Origin of the sequence: Siphonobacter sp. SORGH_AS_1065 (assembly GCF_030818595.1) — a bacterium.
Taxonomy (GTDB): Bacteria; Bacteroidota; Bacteroidia; order Cytophagales; family Spirosomataceae; genus Siphonobacter.
On sequence record NZ_JAUTAM010000004.1, the window covers coordinates 4,128,842 to 4,149,040 of the forward strand.

The following is a 20,199-nucleotide window of genomic DNA, read 5'->3' on the forward strand; positions in this document are numbered from 1 at the left end:
AATTTATTAGTTAAGCCTAACCAAAGTAAGAGAAGCCCCTTGAGCCATGTCATCTAGTACAAGAGTAATTGTTTGTTGGTTATATTGTGCTAAATATAACCCTACTTTATCTCCTTCTTTTAATCTTATAATAGAAGTAGACTGAACTTTATAATCTAAATCAGATGATCTCACGTAGGCATGACCCTTAGGATATGGGTCTACAAATAAAGCTGCTTGATAGGTATAGATTTTATTTAAAGATTCTGGCTTTGCACTTACATAAAAGTTAACTAAATAATTTCCTTCTTTTTTTATTGTGAAAATGGTTTTATCCGCATTAACTTCAAAGTCAGCAGAGCTATTAATATCAGGGAAATTCATCATTTTAGGTACAGTAGATTCTAAAACGACATACCTGGTATAGCCATTCACTCCATAGAAATAGGTATTACTAGGGATTTCACTTTTACTAACCATTTTGTCCCATGTAGATCCGTTGAAGGTATAAAATCCCGGCTCCACATCAGTCTGATAAATCATTAAGCCATTAACAGCTTCTGGCTGGCCAGGACTACCCGGGCGATTAGCCTGAGTAACCCGCGGAATTAAAATTCCCTTATTAAGAGCGTTAACTTCTAGCTGAGCACTTGGGTGTGGTGTTTGGGTACCAATACCAATTTGAGAAAAAGCAGCTGTAGATAATAAGGAGAAAAGAACTGAGGTAAAAACCTTCATATAGATAGATTAAACAACGAGATTTATTTAAGCAATCAAAGATAACGACCCATTACTTAAAAGAAAAGCCCCTCCACTCTGGATAGGCTACATACTTACTTTCTATACCTCGCGGAAATTGTCTAACCGTTTGTGCCACTCATAGTCATCCAGCTTAGTAATATTAGTGTACTCAGCCAGATTCCCAATGAAGCTTATTCAAGCGGCTAGCATTTCCTCAACCTCTGGATTTTTTGTACCATAGAGGCACCTCTTTATACCAGCCCCAAACCTCCTCTATGGCTTGCTCCAGGGGCGTTAACACATTTGCAACTGGGCTTTCGCGGGTGTCTTTGGCTTTTCATACATGTAAAAACCTAAGAACTCTCGCCGGGTAAGCTTCCCTGTTTTATTACTTGGTATTGGTGGATAAAAGTCAAGGTATAGACTGGTCCGGTTATCCTTTACGGGCTTTTGTCTAAGTTTTACGTTTGTCATTGCGGAAGTTCGGGGTTAAGAATTTCATCGATAGCAGATTTAGAGACGTAGACTGTCTTCCATTCTTGCCGCTTAGGTACCTTATTATGCTTAATGAGATCATATAAGGCTTTATCTGATATGCCGTATTTACTTCTCACCTCAGCCAAGGTATAGAAAGGTTCGTCAGGAAGTAATTCTTTAGGAGGCTCTTCCGCTTTAGGCTTTGGAACGGGTAAAGCAAAGAGCTTATCTATTTCTGATCGTTGGATGAGCGTACGAGCACCAGCCTTTCCCGCATGCAACTCTCCCCTTTCCAGCATTCTATAAATTGTACGCCGGCTTATGCCCAAGATTAGACAGGCTTCATTGATACTCAGGAAAGCTTTGGATTTAATATCTTCTATGGGCTTTGCAATAACTGCCTTTGTCTGCTGATCGCTTCCCTCTACTTTAGTTGCTCGTACTCCTGCTTTATAGGCTTTGCTATTACAGGCATGAGAGCAGTACTTGGTCCGAGTGGTTCGAGCCGTAAACACCTTACCGCATTGCTGACAAACCCGCTGTACCTCAATATTAGAACTCATATTTGTGCCTTCATATGCCTTGGCGTGTCATAGTGTGTCTATGTGTGCCATAATTTGACCTAAAAAATGGGCTTTGAAGATCAAAACCCATTCGAGGTACAACGAAGGTACAAACAAAAACGTAATAAACCCATAATAACTCTAAACAAAACAAAGTATATACAATACACTAATTACTAACAACCAGCCAATTATATATACTTTGCTCAAAATACTATATGGTTACTTTGGTAAGGTTACTTTCCGATACAAAACTTAGAAAATATATTCTCCAACAAATCATCCGTAGTAATTTGACCCGTAATTTCTCCTAGATGTAGTAAGGCCTGACGGATATCCATGGCTAGCCAATCTTGGGTAATGCCCGCATCCAGCCCATTTAATGCTCTTCGCAAAGAAGCATCGGTTGCGGTTAGATGTTCGAAATGGCGTAGATTCGTTACTACGGTGTCGTTCGTACGATGCTGATTAACCCGATCAAGTAACCGCTGCTTTAACTCTTCAATGCCCTGTCCGGTCTGGGCGGAGATGGCCAGATCGGCGTTACTCTCCTCAGATAAATCGGCTTTGGTATGAATCGAGATTACCCGGCTTGGGTCTCCTACCCGCTCTGCAAAGAGTTCTTCAAATTCGGTGCTGGCCACGTCTGGACTGCTTAACTTCAGAATAATCTCGGCTCGGTTAAGAGCCTCTAGGGAACGTTCTACACCGATGGCTTCCACCCGGTCATTTGTGGTGCGAATACCCGCCGTATCCAGAATGCGGAATTTGATTCCGCTGATAATTAATGTATCTTCGATGACATCGCGGGTGGTTCCGGCAATTTCAGTCACGATGGCCTTTTCCTCGTTCAGTAAAGCATTGAGCAGGGTTGATTTTCCCGCATTCGGCGGCCCGACAATGGCTACCGGAATGCCTTCTTTCAGGGCATTTCCAAGCATGAAGGAATCAATAAGCGGCTGCAAGGTTTGACGGATCGCATTAATTAAACGGCGTAGCTGATCCCGATCCGCAAACTCCACGTCTTCTTCGCCAAAATCAAGTTCTAGTTCGATGAGTGAAGCAAAGTGAATGAGTTGCTCTCGTAACTGAGCAATGTCTTTCGAAAATCCCCCGCGAATCTGGTGAATAGCAGCCCGGTGACTGGCATCATTGTCGGAAGCAATCAGATCGGCGACGGCTTCGGCCTGGGCTAAATCCAACTGACCATTCAGAAAAGCCCGTTGCGTAAACTCTCCCGGCTGAGCCATCTGACAGCCATTCTGGATTAGTAGTCGCAGGATTTTCTGAATAATATAGGCCGATCCGTGGCAGGAAATCTCGATGGTATCTTCACGAGTGTAAGAATGCGGCGTTCTGAATAAGCTGAGTAATACCTCATCCACAATGCCTCCATCTTCATCCCGAAGGGTTCCGAAAACGATCGTGTGGCTAGCCTGATCCGCCAGCTTTTTACCTCGAAATAGTTTCTGAACAATGGGGAAAGTCTCGGCACCCGACACCCGAATCACGGCAATAGCTCCAATTCCAACGGGAGTAGCCAGGGCACAGATGGTAGATTGAGCTATAATCGACATGATTAGTTTACTGTTTGGGATTTTGAGTTTAGCGTTATTTACACTCTACTTCCTAATACAAATTCTATTATTTTCTGAACATTTAAATAATTATTAGACAGACTATTATCCATCTCTTGCTCATCTAGTAGTTCATCACTATTTATTTTCTCATTCCATCCTTCACTCATTTAAAATTATAAAAAGCAAACCCTGACGAATTGGTTCATCAGGGTTGCTGGACTCTTGAGATTAAATCGCTGAGATTTAGAAAAGATCCTTCAATTTCATGGCGAGTGACATATCACCGCTGATGTTAATTTTTCCGAACATCAGAGCCGTCATGGGATTCAGATCGCCCGTCATCAACTTGCTGAGGTCTTTTGCACTGATTCCGATGGTAACGTCGCTTTCACGGTCATCGTTGTAAACGGTTCCATCACGGTCAATCACAATGTTACCTTCGTCAGTCTGAAATTTTATAACGTCACCGGTTCCGCCCTTCTGAGCAGCCAGTTGCTTGATTTTCGCGTCTACTTCTTGAAATGTCATAGATGTCTGTTAAATAAAAAGGTTCAGCGTTTCTAACTTAACCCACAAAAGGGCCGCAAGTTGCTTAGTTCTGATGAAATAATCAACCCTGACTTTTGAAAAATAGTCCAGAAGGAATCCAGGGAATAATCTTCTTCTCGAAAGGAACCGCTGGAACTGCCAACTGATCCGCCCATTCATCCCCCAATAAAAACCGCATTTGGGCGGCAGGTAAGCTTTTTAAAGCTTCTGGAATATCTTCCTGCATAACCTGCAACAAGGCCCGAGTTAATAACTGTCCCTCCGTTGAGGATCGGAATAAGTGACGGGAAAGCTGCTGACTCAGGATATACGCTTCCCTTAAATTAATGGGGAGCAATTCTTCAGCTACCCCACTTAAAAAGCCAGCTACTTTCCAGAAATGCAGGTAGAATTCTTCCTCTTTTCCATCCAAATGAACGTTCATTTTTCGGAGTCCCAATACTACTAAATAACTGAAAGACAGATTTGTTCCAACCATATCTTCCTGATTAATGGGCATTCCCCACGCAGGATTCCATTTGCCAGAATGAAGCGAAAACCAGCGAACGGCGGCATGAATTAATCGTACGTTCAGAAGGCGTTCGAGTGCTTCGGGGGAATCTCCCTTCCAGGCGGATTCATCCAGAATGCCAAAAACAAATTCACCCGTTTCTTCCAGTCTTTTACGGGTATCGTTCTGCATCCGCTGCGAAAGCATTAACACCTGAACGCCATCCGCCCCCAGGTATGTATAAGGCAAAGACATACATCCTAACAATAAGGTTACGATATCCTTGTTCTTTTGAAACAACTGACAAGCCTTGTCTATTTGTCGCTGATCCGCCCAGGCCGGTAACTGATGATGCGTTTCGTAAAAATCCTTACAGTAAGGATCGTCCTTTAGCTGAATGTGTCCTGCCGTCCGCTCCAGCAATAGCTGCCGAACCCCTTTCGCTCCTCCTTTTTCCGCCACAACGGACACTACGGCATCAGCCGCCGGATCCATTTGCTGACGATACTGATTCAGCAATTCCGTTGAGAAAAAACGAGTGGTTTTGATAATCCGGGTGCTCATAGGCTAGTTGATGCGGTGTTCTTTGTAATTAGCAGCAGAAAGTACATTACCTAGTTCCGAGAATTCTTCGGGACTTAATGTGGTCTCCCCCGCTTTCAGGGCGTCTTCCAGTTGCTTCAACGTTCGAATGCCGACTACCGCCGCAGCCACCGCTCTCGGAAACAAGGCATAACGAATCGCCGTAGCCGCTTCGTTTCGCTCTGCTGTACTTAGGGCTTTTATGGCTTCTGCCGCCTGTTGAACCTCGCTTTCATTATAATTCAGGTACGGTTCCGGCGTTTTACCCGCCAGTAAACCTTTCGCCACACTTCCGCGAGCAAGAACGCTGATGTCGTGCTCCGCGAGTAAATCCAGTACATTTTCTTCAGGCCGACGATCCAGTAAACTGTACTGCATCATAACGCTGGCAATGTTCGAACGCTTGACGTATTCATTAATGACATTGGGACGAATGGAAGAAATGCCATACGCCCGGATTTTTCCCTGATCTTTCAGTAACTCAAACGCCTCAATGGTCTCGTCTATCGGATCTTCAATCGTGCCGCCGTGTAATTGGTAGAGGTCAATGTAATCCGTTTGAAGCCGTGTCAGGCTTTTCTCAACCGATTCGAGAATATAGGCTTTGGTCGGGTTCCAGTCCCAGCCTTTTCCATCCGCTCTTTCCTGATTACCCACTTTGGTGGCCAGAATAATATCTTTCCGGTGCGAACGCAGGGCTTCTCCCATCATTCGCTCGTTTTCTCCTTTGTTATAAATATCAGCCGTATCGAAAAAGGTAATTCCTTTGTCAAAAGCCTGCTGAAGTAACTGCGTGGCAGTCTCCTTTTCCAGCGACATGCCGCCAAAGGCAATTTCGCTGACTACTAAATCGGACGATCCAAGTCGGGTATAATTCATAGCTTACTGATCAAATAATGACTGGCAGAATCTTCAAAAAAACTCCGCCAGCCAAGGCCTCACACGCCACGACCACAGATGCGGGCGTAATCGCAATATTCACAGGCTTTAAGGTTTTCCGTTTGAATGAACGGGGTTGCTTCGTTCAATAACTCATCCATAAATTGAGTCAGAATCAGCTCACTATCCTCAATAAACGTTTCAGGGGTTTCATCGGCTCGGAACCGTAACTGTTCCTGAGCCATAAAACCTTCGGCAAGATTTCGGAAGGAAATCATTCCTGGCTGAACCATCTGCGAAGCGGATAAGGCTACGTCCCCAATTTGCTTATGATTTTGTTTGATTACCAGGTATTTATACAACCATAACTGACGTAATACTTCCCAGTCTTCGTTCGTCAGGAATTGCTGATGCAACTCCTCCAAATCCTGATTGGCTTTCACATCCAGGTTTTTGGCTTCTACTTTTCCTGTCTTATAATCGACAATGCGAACCTGTTCATTCACTCGTTCCAATCGGTCAATTTTACCGGAAATCAGTACCTGGTGACCTTTATATTCGAAGCTAGCGGTGAGTTTCTGTTCGGGAGCGAGCATTTCCACCACCATCCCCGACTTTAGTTCCTCGATACGCATCTGAAAGTAATTTTTCAGATTGCGTCGGGCAATGTTATAGAGTAACAAATTCTGGCCTTCGTCCATAACCTGGCCTTTGAACTTGTCCTGAAAAACGGCTTCCAGTCGAGCCGGAATTTGTTTTATAAACTGTTCGTAATCCATTTCCTGATAGATACGAACGTCACGGTCCAGCATTTCCCGGTCAATGCGTTCCAGCACTTCGTGTACCCAAACCCCAAAATCATTCGCCTCCAGTTTTTCGGATACTTCCTCTTCTTCAGCCACGCCTGCAATGCGTTTGAAGTAATACTGGAGCGAGCATTTATAATACATATTCAGGTGCGTGGCGTACACCCCTCGCTCGGTAAGCGACTTCAAAATTTCCTGTTGAATCCGGGATGTTTTATGAATCAAGAGTTGCGTTACTTCCGCACCCTCACCCTGTGGGGCCTGAAATTCAATCGATTGCGTTTTCAGTTTGGATTGGGAGCTATTACTTTCCTCCCACTCATGCTTCAGTTGCAGTAGAAAGCGACTCTTCTCCGATTTAGGGCCTTCGCCACCGGGTTGGGTATAGAGGAATACGACTTCTTTGGCCCGCTGAATCAGTCGGAAAAAGTGGTAACTCATTACCGCATCCGCATCCATGTAAGTAGGTAAGCCAAACTCCTGGGCGGCGTCAAAAGGAATGAGCGAATTTTGCTTCTTCCCCGTTGGCAAGGTGCCTTCGTTCACGGACAGAATAATTACGCGATCAAAGTCCAGACACCGCGTTTCCAGCATCCCCATTACCTGCAATGGAGCCGCTGGCTCTCCCGAAAAAGGAATCTTGGTCTGGCGTAACAACTCCAGCAAAAAGCGGCGATACGACTTGATCGACACGGGAGCTTTGCGTTCGGCCAGCAGGCGTTCCAATCGTTTCAGAATGGTATAAAACTCATAGAGATATTCCGTTTCAATAGCATCTTTTTCATCATAAAGTGGCCGTAGAATATCAATCAGGGCGTACAGGGCATGCGTAGCCTTTTTCGAATCATTATCCCAACGGGTAAATAAAGTCCGAACCAAAGGTTCATCATTAGCTAATTCCCGCAATTCCTTTTCATCAACGAAGAGTCGGTTTTCGTTTTTCAGCGTTCGTAATAACGGTCGAAACGACTCTTCCTGCTGCATCCAGTAGTTCTGAATGAACGGATGGTGCAGGATTTTCGCAATGTGCTTATAACTGAACTTCGGCACCATAACCGTCCCAACGCCGTCCTTTTTTCGAAATTCAATTACGTTGCGTTGTAATTCAAACAAGCTTTCCACCAACGAATACAGCAAACTGCTTCGCATGGAAACGCCCATCGTTACGTTGAAATCATCGTATTTTTCGGGAATGGAAGCTAGCATCGGCATCAGCAGGTTCTCGTCGCCGAGCACCACGGCTGTATGGGGCCTGTAGACCGGATTACCTTCGATCTGCTCCCAATTCTCCATCAAATAAGCCGTTACTTTGGGCTGCATGGTGGCGTTTGGAACGCCCATTTCCGTGAATGCTTTGGGCTTGATAAGTAACTCAGCCGGAAGCTCTGGAGCCATCGGGAAGGACTTGTAGTGGCGAAAACGCTTATTCCATTCACCCCGACTTAAGTCCGCGTCAGCAAGGTATTTACGAATGAATCGTCCGGCTTCGTGATGGCCTTTGAGGTAATAGGCATCCGCATCCCAAAGCATTTCGGCCCGGTTCAGCGAGCTTAGTTTTCGTAAAATCCGCTCTTCAGAGGCACTCAGGGCATTAAATCCGAGGAAGTAATAATAGTCGTGGCTGGGATTATCAATGAAAATGGACTCGACGTTTTCGGCCACTTTACGGTAAGCCATGCCCCGATACGCCCGGTCCTGCTGTTCCAGCCTGACTTTTAATTGCTCGTAGACATGCAGCAGGTTTTCAAAAAGTCGGAAATAATTCTGGGTATACACCTGATCCGTAAATTCCCTATCCTTTGTTCCCCAGCGTTCAATGGCCTTCTCGGCCTCTACCCAGCGAAAAACTTCCCGGGCATTACAACCGTATAAATCAATCTGATCGAAATCCCGCAAAACAACCGGAGCCCAGCTCGTGAAGCGGTCAAAATCCAGATGCGGATCAATTCCTTTGAAGGTGTCGTATAACTCGAATAATAAGGCAACCGGGTCAATCTCCTGCACACCCGAACGCTCCATCACAAAATCGTCCATTGCCATGACCTCTGGGGCCAGAAAAGGACGATCCGACAGAGCCGCCAGTTCCTGTTTGAAAAAGTAAACCGCCCGACGGCTGGGTAATACCACGCTGATTTTAGAAATCGTTTCGGGCGTATATTTTTTCCAGATATAATCAGCCGATTCAGAAAGGAAAGACATAGGAAGCGTTTTCTGTTTGGGGGTTTTCAATTCTGAACGAGTAAATCTATGTGATGCATGAGTGAATGCTATACTTTACTGTCGCTTACTCATTTTACCCGTAAAGCTTTAGGGTAATAACCCCAACGTGAAGTAATAACAACAAGAACCGAATAGAATTCAACTATTCATACAATCTATTTAGTTACCAATATAATCATTTATATATCAACACTTTAGTATGCTATCTTTCTAAACGTTAGTCTCAAGTTATTATATAATTTTACCAGCCCGGTTTCCAATGCCAGCGGAAGAATGAAGGAATAAACCAGCAGAGCTAAAAAATAAACGAAGCCCTCTAGAATGACGATATCCGCTTTTCCGCTGGCATCACTAGTTACACTAGATCAAACAAGAATGTCCTTGATCATTTACCCATCGCTTCATCTAAACAACTATTCATTCTCTCATTCACTCCCTTCATTCATTCAAAATTAATCAAACAAAGGCCAGCAGACACCGAAGCCGAAGGAGCGTTTCATGCCGGGGTAGAAAGGAGTCGGCATGAAGTTTCGGGGGATTAAGCCATCGGCGGCGTTTTTCAGCTGCACAAATACCCTTACCCGATTAATCCGAACATCGGCGAAGGCATCCAGTTGGACGTAACCATTAACTTTAAACTTGTTATTGAGGTAAAACTGATTGGAAAGCGGCTGGTACAAATCCGCATAATAAGCCGAACGGTAATGGGCATCAATGCCCACCTGCACATACATCACTTTCGAGTACACAAAATCAAAGCCTACTTTCGAGAGGGTCTGAACTTTGGGCATCCGAATCAGATCCGGGCCGGAAGTGGTGGTTAGGTAGGCCAGGTGTGACGTGCTGAACTTCCCTTTTCGCCAGGAGAGATTTACTCCCGCCCGATACACGCTAATGGGACGACTTTCCTGCTGAGCCACAGAACTCGAATCAAAGTAAATATGGTTTTTAGTCAGGCTGTAATGAATATTGGGTTCAATCAATAAATCCTTGATTTTAATCGGTGCCGAGGCCTGAATCTGGTTCGTAAAGACGCTCGAAAGATTTTTGTTCCAGTTCAGAATCGGACTATAAAACTGCTCCTGTAACAAGGTTGGCGAGTTAAGCGTACTGGTAAACGTAGCCTTAAACCATTTTGCGTAATAGTTGGCGTGGAGACGATAATCCGCTCCGATCAGATACTCTCCTTCCGCTTCCAATCGCGTACTGTCTTTGAAGTAATAGGCCAGCCAGACTCCCAGAAAGTTTTCATTCTTGCGGCGACTCACGTGATCTGCCAGGGTAATATTGGAAGGTGTAAAACTCTGGGTAGTTGGGTAAGTAACCCCACCAATCACAACCGGAACTGTGGTGATATAAGTAGAATCGGCTCCCACGACGGTCGTTCTGGAACGTTGATTCACCTGATAATCCCGACGTCTGAGGTGTACCCGGTAATTGAAACCCTGATAAGCTCCTTTCAGGCCAAATTTATTTTCCAGTAACCAATAATTAGCCTCGGCTAATAAAGTATCCGCCTGTAAACGCCGATCCGTCAGGTTATTATAAAAGCCTGTATTTGTAGCAGTTAGGTATCGGTTGTCTCTAAATCGGTTGAAACGATTGGTATAGTCACCCACGTGATAGACCTGAAAACCTTTTACCGGCACGTATTCCTGATAGACGTGCACCTGATTCCGACGATCCCGGCTACTGGCTGCGGATAACATTTCAATGGCATCGCTCGGGCTTTCCAGCAAAGTATTCCAATTGGCCTTGACTGGGTCTGTACCGGGGTAAATACCACCCGTTTCCCGAATGCTGTGTTCGAAAATATTGGTATGAGCCAGAATAGCGTATTTGTTGTCTTTCGTATGGTAATTGGTATGAACTACAAAGTTCCAGAACCCCCCTAAATCCCGCTGGGCACGTGTCGTGGCTGCCCCCAGAGCAATTTGCCGCCGACTAATGTTTCGCTCCACGTGTAAACCGATGTTCCACTGCGAGTTAATGTTACGCGACAAGTCGAATTGAAGCACACTCTGGCCATTTCCTCCCTGCACATAATACGCCTGCGTGAAAGGCGATTTGGTGTCATAATACTTTACGTCGTAGGGCTTAATGGTATAAGGCGTATAGGAATCATACCCCAACTGAGCTCCAATTTGCTGGGGAGCCTCAAAGAATAAGGGCCGCAGAGCCGAATTCATCACCCCCAGATCTGTATACCATTTATTATTCTTGAATTCGTAACTGAATCGATGGAAATTGACATAATTCGTATCAATCGTATAAAGGATCTTACGATTGTTGAAGACGTCTTCTTCGAGAAAATAACGGGAAGTGGTTGGACCGTAAATCTGCTTGGTAGAATCATCCAGAATTTTACCGCGTGCAGCCGGATTGTCTCCCGGTTTAGGGGAAACTTCGCCGGGAGCGTTAGGTAAAGGAGCAGGCGTGATTTGAGCCATGGCGTTGAATGACCACACCGTCAGAACAACTGAGAACAGGTATTGATATAGTTTCACGATTTCAAAAATACGAGCAAAATTTCGTTGCACGGGGACTTAAGCTTTTTTAACGTCAAAACCCAACGTTTGAAGTAACCAGTCGTCAAAATGCAATGGGTTACTTTTTAGAAAATACACTTCAATCGGCAACACATAAATAGCTGTACTACTGTTACTTACCGATTTCAGTTTCACATAATCTTTTTCTGTAGTTAAGACCCAGGCTTCAGGACTGCCCGTTTGCCGGAGTTGGGTTTCAACCTTCTGCCAATCGCCTGCGGTATAGGCATGATGATCGCCAAAAGCCAGATGTTGGGCCAGTTTATACTTCGATTGGGCATAGGTTTCCAGCAGCTCCGGTCGGGCCAGTCCCGACACTAACACTGCCGGAGCCGCCGGAGGCGTTTGTTGCTGGCTATTGCGGGGGGTAGCATAGCGAATGCCGGAAAAGAAAACGGGAGCTTTGGAGTATTTTGCTATTTTTTTTATAATTTTTTTCTGCCCCTCTGCGTCTAAATTTTCCGGGCATTTGGTCACGATGATGGCATCCGCCCGGGCGGCTCCGTGTCTTCGTTCTCGCAGGTTTCCAGCTGGAAATGAATAATCCTGATAAAAAAGATGATAAAAATCTGTTAAAAGTAGATTGATTTGGGGTTGAATCGCCCGATGCTGATAAGCGTCATCCAGTAAAATCAGATCGGTTTCCGGGTGAAGTTTCAGTAACTTTTCGGCGGCTTCAGCCCGCTTCTCCCCAACAGTTACCCGTATTTCTTTCCCAAATTTTTGGTATACTTGCAAAGGTTCATCGCCTAGCGTTGCAGCCGTATCCTGATTAGTAGCGATCCGAAAGCCTTTTGTGTCCCGACCATACCCACGACTCAAAGTAGCCATCGAAGCGAACGGTTTCAGTAAACGAATTAAATATTCCAGATGAGGGGTTTTCCCGGTTCCACCCACCGTAAGATTTCCCACGCTAACTATTGGAATCCCAAACGTTGCAGAGGGTGACATACCCCGATCATACAGGCTGTTTCTCCAGTCGGTAATGAAGCCGTAAATCCAGGAAAAAGGAAGCAAAACTCTACGCAGGAAAAGTATCAAGTGACCCATAGATGGGTAAAAGTAAATGAACAATTTTTGACGCTCCGAACGGATTTAATGCGGCAAAGATCGACAAAACGCGGCTAAATGTGTAGTTTTGCCCCCTTTTAAACTAATCACCTCCCTTCAGTATGTCTCTTAAAGTGCTGGTTCACAAGCATATTCTTGACTTCCGGTTTGCTGCCGGCACGTCCAGGGGTACTCTTACCCAGCACACTGCCTATTACCTAAAGGTTTTCGATGAAGAAAATCCTTATGTTTTTGGCCTCGGGGAAGCTAGCCCACTGGTGGGTTTAAGTCCTGATTATGTCAATTTTGAACATACCCTGCACAAGGTATGTCAGGCATTTAATCGTTACGAACTCGAAGTTTTTCACTGGAACCTCGATCTTATTCTTAGTCAGGTTATTGATCAGCGTTATCCTGCCATTCGTTTTGGCTTTGAAACGGCCCTGCGTGACTTGTTGAACGAAGGGAAACGGCAGGTTTTTAAAAATACTTTTTCTGAGGGTGAGCGGCAAATCCCAATCAATGGGTTAATCTGGATGGGTAAGAAAGACTGGATGCTGGAGCAAATCGAGCAAAAGCTGGATGCTGGGTTCAAAACCATCAAAATGAAAGTTGGAGCGATTGATTTTGAACAGGAGCTGGAATGCCTGCAATTCATCCGTCAACGGTATTCAGCCGATGACATCACGCTGCGAATTGATGCAAACGGAGCCTGGACCTCCGATGAAGCCATTGAAAAATTGAAGCAACTGGCCGATCTCTCGATCCATTCCATTGAACAACCCATTCAGCCCCGGCAGCCCGAAGCCATGGCCGATCTTTGCGAAAATTCTCCGATTCCCATTGCCCTCGATGAAGAGCTGATTGGCGTTACTGACTACATGGATAAAATGCGGCTACTGAAGAAATTACAGCCGCCTTATATCATTCTAAAACCAACCTTGCTGGGCGGCTTTACGGCTTGTAAAGAGTGGATCGAAATTGCGAATCGTCTAAAGATTAAATGGTGGTTAACCTCCGCTCTGGAGTCCAACATCGGCCTGAATGCCATTGCCCAGTTTGCGGGTGAGTTCCAGAATTCATTACCCCAGGGACTCGGAACGGGTAGTTTATATTTCAATAATATTCCTTCCCCCCTCCAGATTCAACGGGGTACTATCATTTCTGATCCCCAGCAGCTCTGGGATTACAGCATTTTTGAAAAGTCCTTTATTACCCAATAAATAAGTCAAGACTGACGCGGCAATGATTCGTTTTTTCGTGAATTGCCTCTATTTTTGCCCCGTCACTCTGATTTTTACACAAGACCTTATGAACACTCAGGCACTAAACGATACTTTACTAAATCTGTTATCGAAACGCTTTGCTCTTCGTGAGATGGGATACGATCATCCCGGATACGATGACGCCGAAGAAACGCTGGAAGCTCTGGAAGACGATTTTGTAGATGAATACGGTGACGAATTTGAAGACATTCTTCAACGGGTGCACGCCAATTTCTGTCCAGACACCGACGTATTACTTCCAACGGCTTATTTACCCCGTACGCAATACGAAAAAGTAATCAACGAGGAAACCGGACTGGAAGAATTTGAAATTGGCCCCGGCGATGGCGTTTGGGTTACGCTGAAAGACTTCCCGAATCTGGATGCAAAAATGGTTCTGTTACCTTCACCTCCACGTCTGGAAATTCTTTCTATGGGTGGTAGTCAGGAAGTATGGCGGGCCGAATAATTTACTAATATTATCCGAAGGTACTTTTATATTAACTCTGTCAATGGTCTGATTTTGTTAGACTATTTGCAGAGTTTTTTGATTTATACAAGGAGATTCGTACAGTTTTTTTGATATAGAGCTGATCCTTAGTTCTTTTGTATAGATGAGAAAAGTACCGCCGATTAAGATGAGTACGCTCCGTGTCATTGTATTAGGGTTGATGGTAACAGGCTTGACACGTTCTCAACCAGAGCCGCCGCCCTTTATTTTTGAGTACGAGCAGTCCCATAGTATCCCTGCTGGAACTATAGACGAAGCCTCAGGCATGGCCGATAGCCGTTCGATGCCCGGGCACTTGTGGGTGCAGGAAGATGGCAATAACCCCAACCGTCTTTCATTAATCAACTACCGGGGCCAATTGAAAGGCCGGGTTGATTTACCGTTTCCCAACCGAGATTGGGAGGATATGGATCTTTTCTTCGACAAAAAGGATAGCACTAATTATATCTATCTGGCCGATACGGGCGATAATCTTCAGCAATATCCTGAATATTACATTTATCGCTTCAAAGAGCCTGAATCCGTTGATTCGAAAGTAGAGAAATACGACCGGATTGTTTTTTATTACCCGGAAGGCAGCCGTGATACGGAGGCTATTTTGATTGAGCCCAATACGCAGGACATTTACGTCATTACCAAAAGTCCAGGGCTTTCAAAATTGTATAAACTGGCTTATCCCCAGCAGTTTGAGAAGCCTATGCCGGCTATGTACATCTGCGATTTACCCATGTACATGATCACCAGCGGAGATTTCTCTGCGGACGGTAAGCAGATTATCCTGAGAAATTATACCACGATGTATCTCTGGAATCGGGATGACGTGAACGAACCTATTCAGGACGTTATCTATTCCAGTTACAAACTCATGCTACCCTATGTCTTTGAACCTCAGGGAGAAGCGGTGTGTTTTGAAAAAAATGGTAAAGGGTATTTCACCTTAAGCGAAAAATTGAAGTACCTCCCCTCCCAGCTTTTCTATTTTGCCCGAAAGAAATAATCCTGTTAACACTCCCGAAGCAATGCTTCGGGAGTGTTTGTTTTCTGCCAAGGAAATAGATTTTCCGTCTAGTAAAGACGCGACTTCATCGCGTCTCATTACTCCCGCCATGGCTGGTGTCTGCACCAGCCGTTACTGAAAGCCTAGTAGTTGGTGAGGACACCAACCACGGCGGATGTTACCATTTAAATGATTTTCATCTCCTGACCGGACGCGGCTCCATCGCGTCTCTACCTTTTAAACCTTACAATCCATAAAAAGAACGGATAAAAGCGTTCACTTTTTCCGATTCGCAGGAGGGGGCCAGGTGCCCGCAGTTACCCGTCAACTCGACTAGCGGAGCTTTCGCAAACTTTGCAAATTCCATCGCTGAAGCCGGGTTAACCATGTGATCCTGCGTAGCAACAATAATCATCATTTTTGCCTTTACTGCTTTCGCCGTTTCCTCCAGTGATTTTCCCTGCGTTACATCCTGCGTCAGCATGGCCCGAATCTGACTGGCCCAGTTGTAAGGATTAATGACATCCTGATTTTTTTCTACGCCTTCGATATAGCTTATGGCCTCTGTCAGAGGTCGTTTTTTCTGACTGTACTCAGGAGTTAATAAGTTTAGTTCGTGAATGAGGCCTGTCGTTTTCATGGCTTCGCGGCTGTAATGACCCCGTTCCAGCGTACGTAATTCCAGATTCCAGAAAAGTACATCGTAACTCGATTGCCGCGGCGTTCCAACAAGGGGTACCACGCGATCCATAAAATCCGGGTAGCTTACTGCCCATTGATACGACTGCATACCTCCCATCGAAACACCCATTACTGCGTACAGATGGGGCAGTTTCAGTTGCTTCACCACTAATTCATGCTGGCTATTCACCATGTCCCGAATCGTGAACAGCGGGAATTTATCATTCAATTGTTTCGGGGAATTAGAGGGCGAAGAGGATACACCGTTACCAATGGCATCTACGGTAATCACAAAGAAATGAGTGCTGTCGGCCATACTTCCGGGACTAGCCATGCCTTTAAGATTCTCACTAACTCCTCCAAACCAGGTGAGAATTAGAATCGCATTGCTTTTCTGAGCATTCAGCTTTCCGAAGGTTCGGTACCCCACTTTACAGTCCTGAATAACCTGACCATTTTCTAATTTGAAATCACCCAGATTAGCAAATTTCTGCTGAGCCCGACTAGTCAGTATTCCCGCACAAAATGCTAGTAATGTGAGAAGGTAGGAAGGTTTAGATAACATTAGATTGATGTCTGAGAATCCTTTAATCGAAGAAATATTAACTAGGCACGCGGCTACTACTTCATGGATAATCCGCTCAATTTCTTCAACAACTCAATTCCATCCGGCCAGGGACCGTAGCCAGAAGCCACGTTTATATGTTCGGCATCGGGTAGCCAAACCAGCTCTGAACCCCATGAATCGGCGAAAAGCTGAGCCCTTTTGGGAGTTACATAATAATCGTTAGTACTTGCTACGACAAGTGATGGAAAAGGCAACGCGGATAAGGGCATGGGTGCAAAACCCGTAGTGCCTTCGGGATAGGTAGCGGCTTCCGTATCGCTGGGAGCCACCAGTAACGCTCCTTTGATGGGACGCTTGTATTTTTCAGCCCAGTACGCAATCGTTACGCAGGCCAGGCTGTGTCCCACCAGTAGTACTTCTGAACTACCAGCTTTGAATACCATTTCATCTAATACCTCTACCCAATCCGTTCGCTCTGGCGTGTCCCAGTTTTCCTGCTCAATTCGACGAAAGCCATACTGCTTCTGCCAAAGTGTTTGCCAGTGGCCCTCCCCGGAATTACCCAAACCCGGAAGAATCATAACTTTCGATTGAAACGGCATCGTGCAATGAGTTTGAAAGTAATTTGAGATTTGATACTGTTTGAGTGAGTTAGATGAAGTTTGAGAGGGTTTGATTCTGTTTGAAAGGTTTGATCGAACGTTTATAACCCCTCAACCTATAGCATACTACTTAAATCAAACCTTCTCAAACTCAATCAAACCTATTCTATACATCAATTTCAACCTGATTTCTCAGAATATCGTCCATGGTCTCGCGTTGGCGAATGAGCTGGGCTTCTCCGTTCAGAATTAATACTTCTGCCGGACGAAAACGGCTGTTATATTGACTACTCATCGCAAAGCCGTAAGCTCCGGCATTGAGTAAGACCAGAATGTCACCCGCCGTAACTTTATTCAAGGGGCGACCTAAAGCGAAGTTGTCAGTCTCGCAGATGTAACCTACTACATCATACGTTTCCTGCACGCTGGCGTCAGGATTTGACGCATTTACAATGTGATGATACGCATCGTACATCATGGGACGAATCAGGTGATTCAGCCCAGAATCTACGCCTACAAATGTACGGCCAGGGGCTTGTTTCACGACATTGGCCCGAACTAGCAAGTAACCGCATTCGCTGACCAGGTATTTACCTGGCTCAAACCAAAGTTGGAGTTTACGACCGTATCGTTCGCAGAATTGCTGGAAAAAGCCCGATAACTCTTTGCCGAAGCTTTCCATATCCGTTGTATAATCGTCCTCTTTGTAGGCCACTTTGAAACCACCACCGAGGTCGATGCATTGCAAATCAGGAAAGGCCATGGCAAACTCAAAAATCCGGCTGGCGGCTTCAATGAATGCGGAAGCTTCTTTCACATCCGAACCCGTATGCTGGTGCAATCCCACGATTTTCAGGTCGTATTTTTCAACCAAAGCCAGAATTTCTGCCTGCTGACGAATGTCAATACCGAATTTGGAACCTTCGTGAGCCGTCATGATTTTCGCATTTCCCCCCGCCGCGACGTTGGGTTTAATGCGAATCATACAGGGTTTGGAGGAACCGTATTTTTGTCCAAATTTTTCGAGAACATCAAGATTATCGAGGTTCACAAAAGCTCCATTTTCTACGGCAAATTCGATTTCCTCAAAATCAACCCCACTGGGCGTAAAGTTAATCTGACTACCGGAATACCCAGCCCGTAAGCCAATCTGTAATTCCTGAGGCGATACCACGTCCAGCTCTACGCCGTGTTTACGCATCAGTTTGAGTATGGAAATAGAAGTTAATGCTTTACAGGCATACTTGATTTTCAGGTCAATACCTGCAAATGCCTGTTGTAATTGTTGAATCTGTTGTACGATTTTCTCGCCATCGTACACATAAAGCGGCGTGCCGAACTGAGCGGCAAGATCAGTAACTTTCTGATTCTGTATGTAATAAAAGCCTTCTCGAACTTGCATGGGGAAGTATTAAATAAAGTTGCAAATTGGCAGAAAACCACGTATTTATCAAATCTGTCTGGATGGTTTGAGAAGGTTTGATTTTAGTTGGAGTCCGTTTGAAGAGCTAAACCGCTGCCAGCGTGGCCCGGCTCGCTTTTTCGCTGGCAGCAATGCTTTGGTATGAAAATGCCGTCTGCCAATTAAAGCAATTGATTCAAACAAAACTCAAACCTCCTCAAACTTCTCCTTTGTAATCTAGCATAACCCCTAATTTTGTAGCCAGCAAGTCAACGAGCTATTCTTCATTAAAATTTAATACTTGTTCTTATGCAGAAATCGATACGATTCTGGTTGTTAAGTCTTCTTTCCTGTTTCCTCCTGCAAGCTCAGGCTCAGCTCAAAAGTGGTCCTATGCTGGGCTATTCCGATTACATGGAAGTAATGCTTTGGGCTCAGACCCAGAAGCCCGCTAAAGTGAAAATTGTCTATTGGGAAGTAGGCCAGCCCGGTCATAAACGTTCAACGGATGAAGTTACTACCGAGAAAACGACCGCATACATTGCCCGTATGTACGCCGACCAGGTAGAACCCGGCAAAAAATACGATTATGAAATCTGGGTGGATGGCAAAAAAGTAGTCCGTCCCTACGCTCTTCAGTTTCAGACACAGAAACTCTGGCAATTCCGCACCGACCCTCCGGCTTTTAGCTTTGCTTTCGGAAGTTGTGCGTATTTAGGCGAACCTGAATACGATCGACCTGGTACGCCTTACGGTCAGCAATACGAGATTTTTACTAAAATTGACAGCTTGAAACCCGACTTCATGGTTTGGGGCGGTGACAACAATTATTACCGCGAAGTAGACTGGAATACTCGCACGGGCATGCTCCGCCGCATGACACACGGTCGGGCTTTCCCTCAGTTACAGTCGCTGATGGCTCATACTCACCATTACGCCATTTGGGACGACCACGACTACGGCCCGAACGATGCTGACCGTAGTTACTGGATGAAACGGGATGCTCTGGATATTTTTAAGCTTTTTTGGGGTAACCCTAACTATACCTTTGAAAAAGAAGGCATTACCAGTACGTTTCAGTGGGGAGATTGCCAGTTTTTCATGCTGGATGATCGTTGGTGGAGAGCTCCTAATGATCTGGAAGGAAAGAATAAAGACTACCTCGGCAAGCAACAGCTAGACTGGTTAATCGACGCTCTTCGGTTCAGTCAGGCGACTTTCAAATTTATTGTTTGCGGAGGTCAGGTAATTAATCCAACGGCTCAATTTGAAAATTATTCGGTATACGCTGAAGAACGGGAAGAGTTACTGAAACGCATTACCGAGCAGAAAATTTCAGGAGTAGTATTCCTTTCGGGCGACCGCCACCACACGGCAGTACACAAACTAGAGCGTTCGAAAGCCTATCCTTTCTACGATTTCACCATTTCGCCGTTTACCTCGGGCCCAGCCCGTCAGACGAAGGAAGAAGCGGTTGCTCCTACTTTATTACCCGAAACAGTTTTACAGGAACGTAACTTTGCAGTCATGTCTCTCTCCGGCTCTCGGACTGAACGGGTATTAACCGTAAAAACCTACAACACCCGCGGCGAACTGAAATGGACCAAGGAAGTGAAGGCCAGCGAATTGAAGTAGGTTTCCGTGTAAGAGTTTTTTTTCAGTTATTGACGGCCCAAAAGTTTGATACTTTTGGGCCGTTTTTTTAAAC

Annotated in this window: 17 protein-coding genes; 4 read left to right on the plus strand and 13 right to left on the minus strand. The window is 45.2% G+C overall.

Going from position 1 to position 20,199, the window contains the following annotated elements:
* Positions 1-6: 6 nt before the first annotated feature.
* The 10 genes from QE390_RS17895 to lpxK all read right to left on the minus strand — a co-directional run bounded on the left by QE390_RS17895 (position 7) and on the right by lpxK (position 12,465).
* Positions 7-717, minus strand: coding sequence for a hypothetical protein (locus QE390_RS17895; RefSeq protein WP_307143166.1), 711 nt, complete (start codon positions 715-717; stop codon positions 7-9).
* A 297-nt stretch (positions 718-1,014) separates the two neighbouring features.
* The gene (locus tag QE390_RS17900) at positions 1,015-1,194 is read right to left on the minus strand and encodes a hypothetical protein (RefSeq protein ID WP_307143167.1); all 180 of its coding nucleotides are present in this window, start codon (positions 1,192-1,194) and stop codon (positions 1,015-1,017) included.
* Positions 1,191-1,760 (minus strand): helix-turn-helix domain-containing protein, encoded by a 570-nt coding sequence (locus QE390_RS17905; protein ID WP_307143168.1) that lies wholly within the window; start codon positions 1,758-1,760, stop codon positions 1,191-1,193. Before QE390_RS17905 ends, QE390_RS17900 begins: the two co-directional genes overlap by 4 nt.
* Positions 1,761-1,996: 236 nt before the next feature.
* Complete coding sequence (gene mnmE, locus QE390_RS17910; protein WP_307143169.1) at positions 1,997-3,337, minus strand: tRNA uridine-5-carboxymethylaminomethyl(34) synthesis GTPase MnmE; 1,341 nt, start codon at positions 3,335-3,337, stop codon at positions 1,997-1,999.
* Positions 3,338-3,583: 246 nt separating this feature from the next.
* Complete coding sequence (locus QE390_RS17915; protein WP_106638451.1) at positions 3,584-3,868, minus strand: SCP2 sterol-binding domain-containing protein; 285 nt, start codon at positions 3,866-3,868, stop codon at positions 3,584-3,586.
* Between the two features lie 82 nt (positions 3,869-3,950).
* On the minus strand, positions 3,951-4,943 hold the full coding sequence (locus QE390_RS17920) for an oxygenase MpaB family protein (protein WP_307143170.1): 993 nt from the start codon (positions 4,941-4,943) through the stop codon (positions 3,951-3,953).
* A gap of 3 nt (positions 4,944-4,946) precedes the next feature.
* Entirely contained in the window at positions 4,947-5,840 is an 894-nt protein-coding gene (locus QE390_RS17925; protein ID WP_307143171.1) for an aldo/keto reductase, read from the minus strand.
* Positions 5,841-5,899: 59 nt separating this feature from the next.
* On the minus strand, positions 5,900-8,845 hold the full coding sequence (locus tag QE390_RS17930) for a PD-(D/E)XK nuclease family protein (protein WP_307143172.1): 2,946 nt from the start codon (positions 8,843-8,845) through the stop codon (positions 5,900-5,902).
* Between the two features lie 473 nt (positions 8,846-9,318).
* Positions 9,319-11,406, minus strand: coding sequence for a putative porin (locus QE390_RS17935; RefSeq protein ID WP_307143173.1), 2,088 nt, complete (start codon positions 11,404-11,406; stop codon positions 9,319-9,321).
* Positions 11,407-11,412: 6 nt separating this feature from the next.
* Positions 11,413-12,465, minus strand: coding sequence for a tetraacyldisaccharide 4'-kinase (gene lpxK, locus QE390_RS17940; protein WP_307143174.1), 1,053 nt, complete (start codon positions 12,463-12,465; stop codon positions 11,413-11,415).
* A 122-nt stretch (positions 12,466-12,587) separates the two neighbouring features.
* On the opposite strand from lpxK, the gene QE390_RS17945 reads away from it, so the two are divergent.
* From QE390_RS17945 to QE390_RS17955, 3 genes are all read left to right on the plus strand, one after another.
* Entirely contained in the window at positions 12,588-13,688 is a 1,101-nt protein-coding gene (locus QE390_RS17945) for an o-succinylbenzoate synthase (protein WP_307143175.1), read from the plus strand.
* 88 nt (positions 13,689-13,776) lie between these two features.
* A complete protein-coding gene (locus tag QE390_RS17950) occupies positions 13,777-14,199 on the plus strand; it encodes a hypothetical protein (protein ID WP_307143176.1) in 423 nt (140 codons plus the stop codon).
* Between the two features lie 169 nt (positions 14,200-14,368).
* Entirely contained in the window at positions 14,369-15,238 is an 870-nt protein-coding gene (locus QE390_RS17955; protein ID WP_307143177.1) for a PE-PGRS family protein, read from the plus strand.
* Between the two features lie 244 nt (positions 15,239-15,482).
* Here the strand turns inward: QE390_RS17955 and QE390_RS17960 are convergent, their stop codons facing one another.
* From QE390_RS17960 to lysA, 3 genes are all read right to left on the minus strand, one after another.
* Positions 15,483-16,484 carry an alpha/beta fold hydrolase gene (locus tag QE390_RS17960; RefSeq protein WP_307143178.1) on the minus strand — a complete coding sequence of 334 codons (1,002 nt, stop codon included), beginning with the start codon at positions 16,482-16,484 and terminating at the stop codon, positions 15,483-15,485.
* A gap of 56 nt (positions 16,485-16,540) precedes the next feature.
* Positions 16,541-17,089, minus strand: coding sequence for an alpha/beta hydrolase (locus QE390_RS17965; protein WP_307143179.1), 549 nt, complete (start codon positions 17,087-17,089; stop codon positions 16,541-16,543).
* Between the two features lie 166 nt (positions 17,090-17,255).
* On the minus strand, positions 17,256-18,491 hold the full coding sequence (gene lysA, locus QE390_RS17970; RefSeq protein WP_307143180.1) for a diaminopimelate decarboxylase: 1,236 nt from the start codon (positions 18,489-18,491) through the stop codon (positions 17,256-17,258).
* Between the two features lie 309 nt (positions 18,492-18,800).
* On the opposite strand from lysA, the gene QE390_RS17975 reads away from it, so the two are divergent.
* Complete coding sequence (locus QE390_RS17975; protein ID WP_307143181.1) at positions 18,801-20,126, plus strand: alkaline phosphatase; 1,326 nt, start codon at positions 18,801-18,803, stop codon at positions 20,124-20,126.
* The last annotated feature ends 73 nt before the right edge of the window (positions 20,127-20,199 follow it).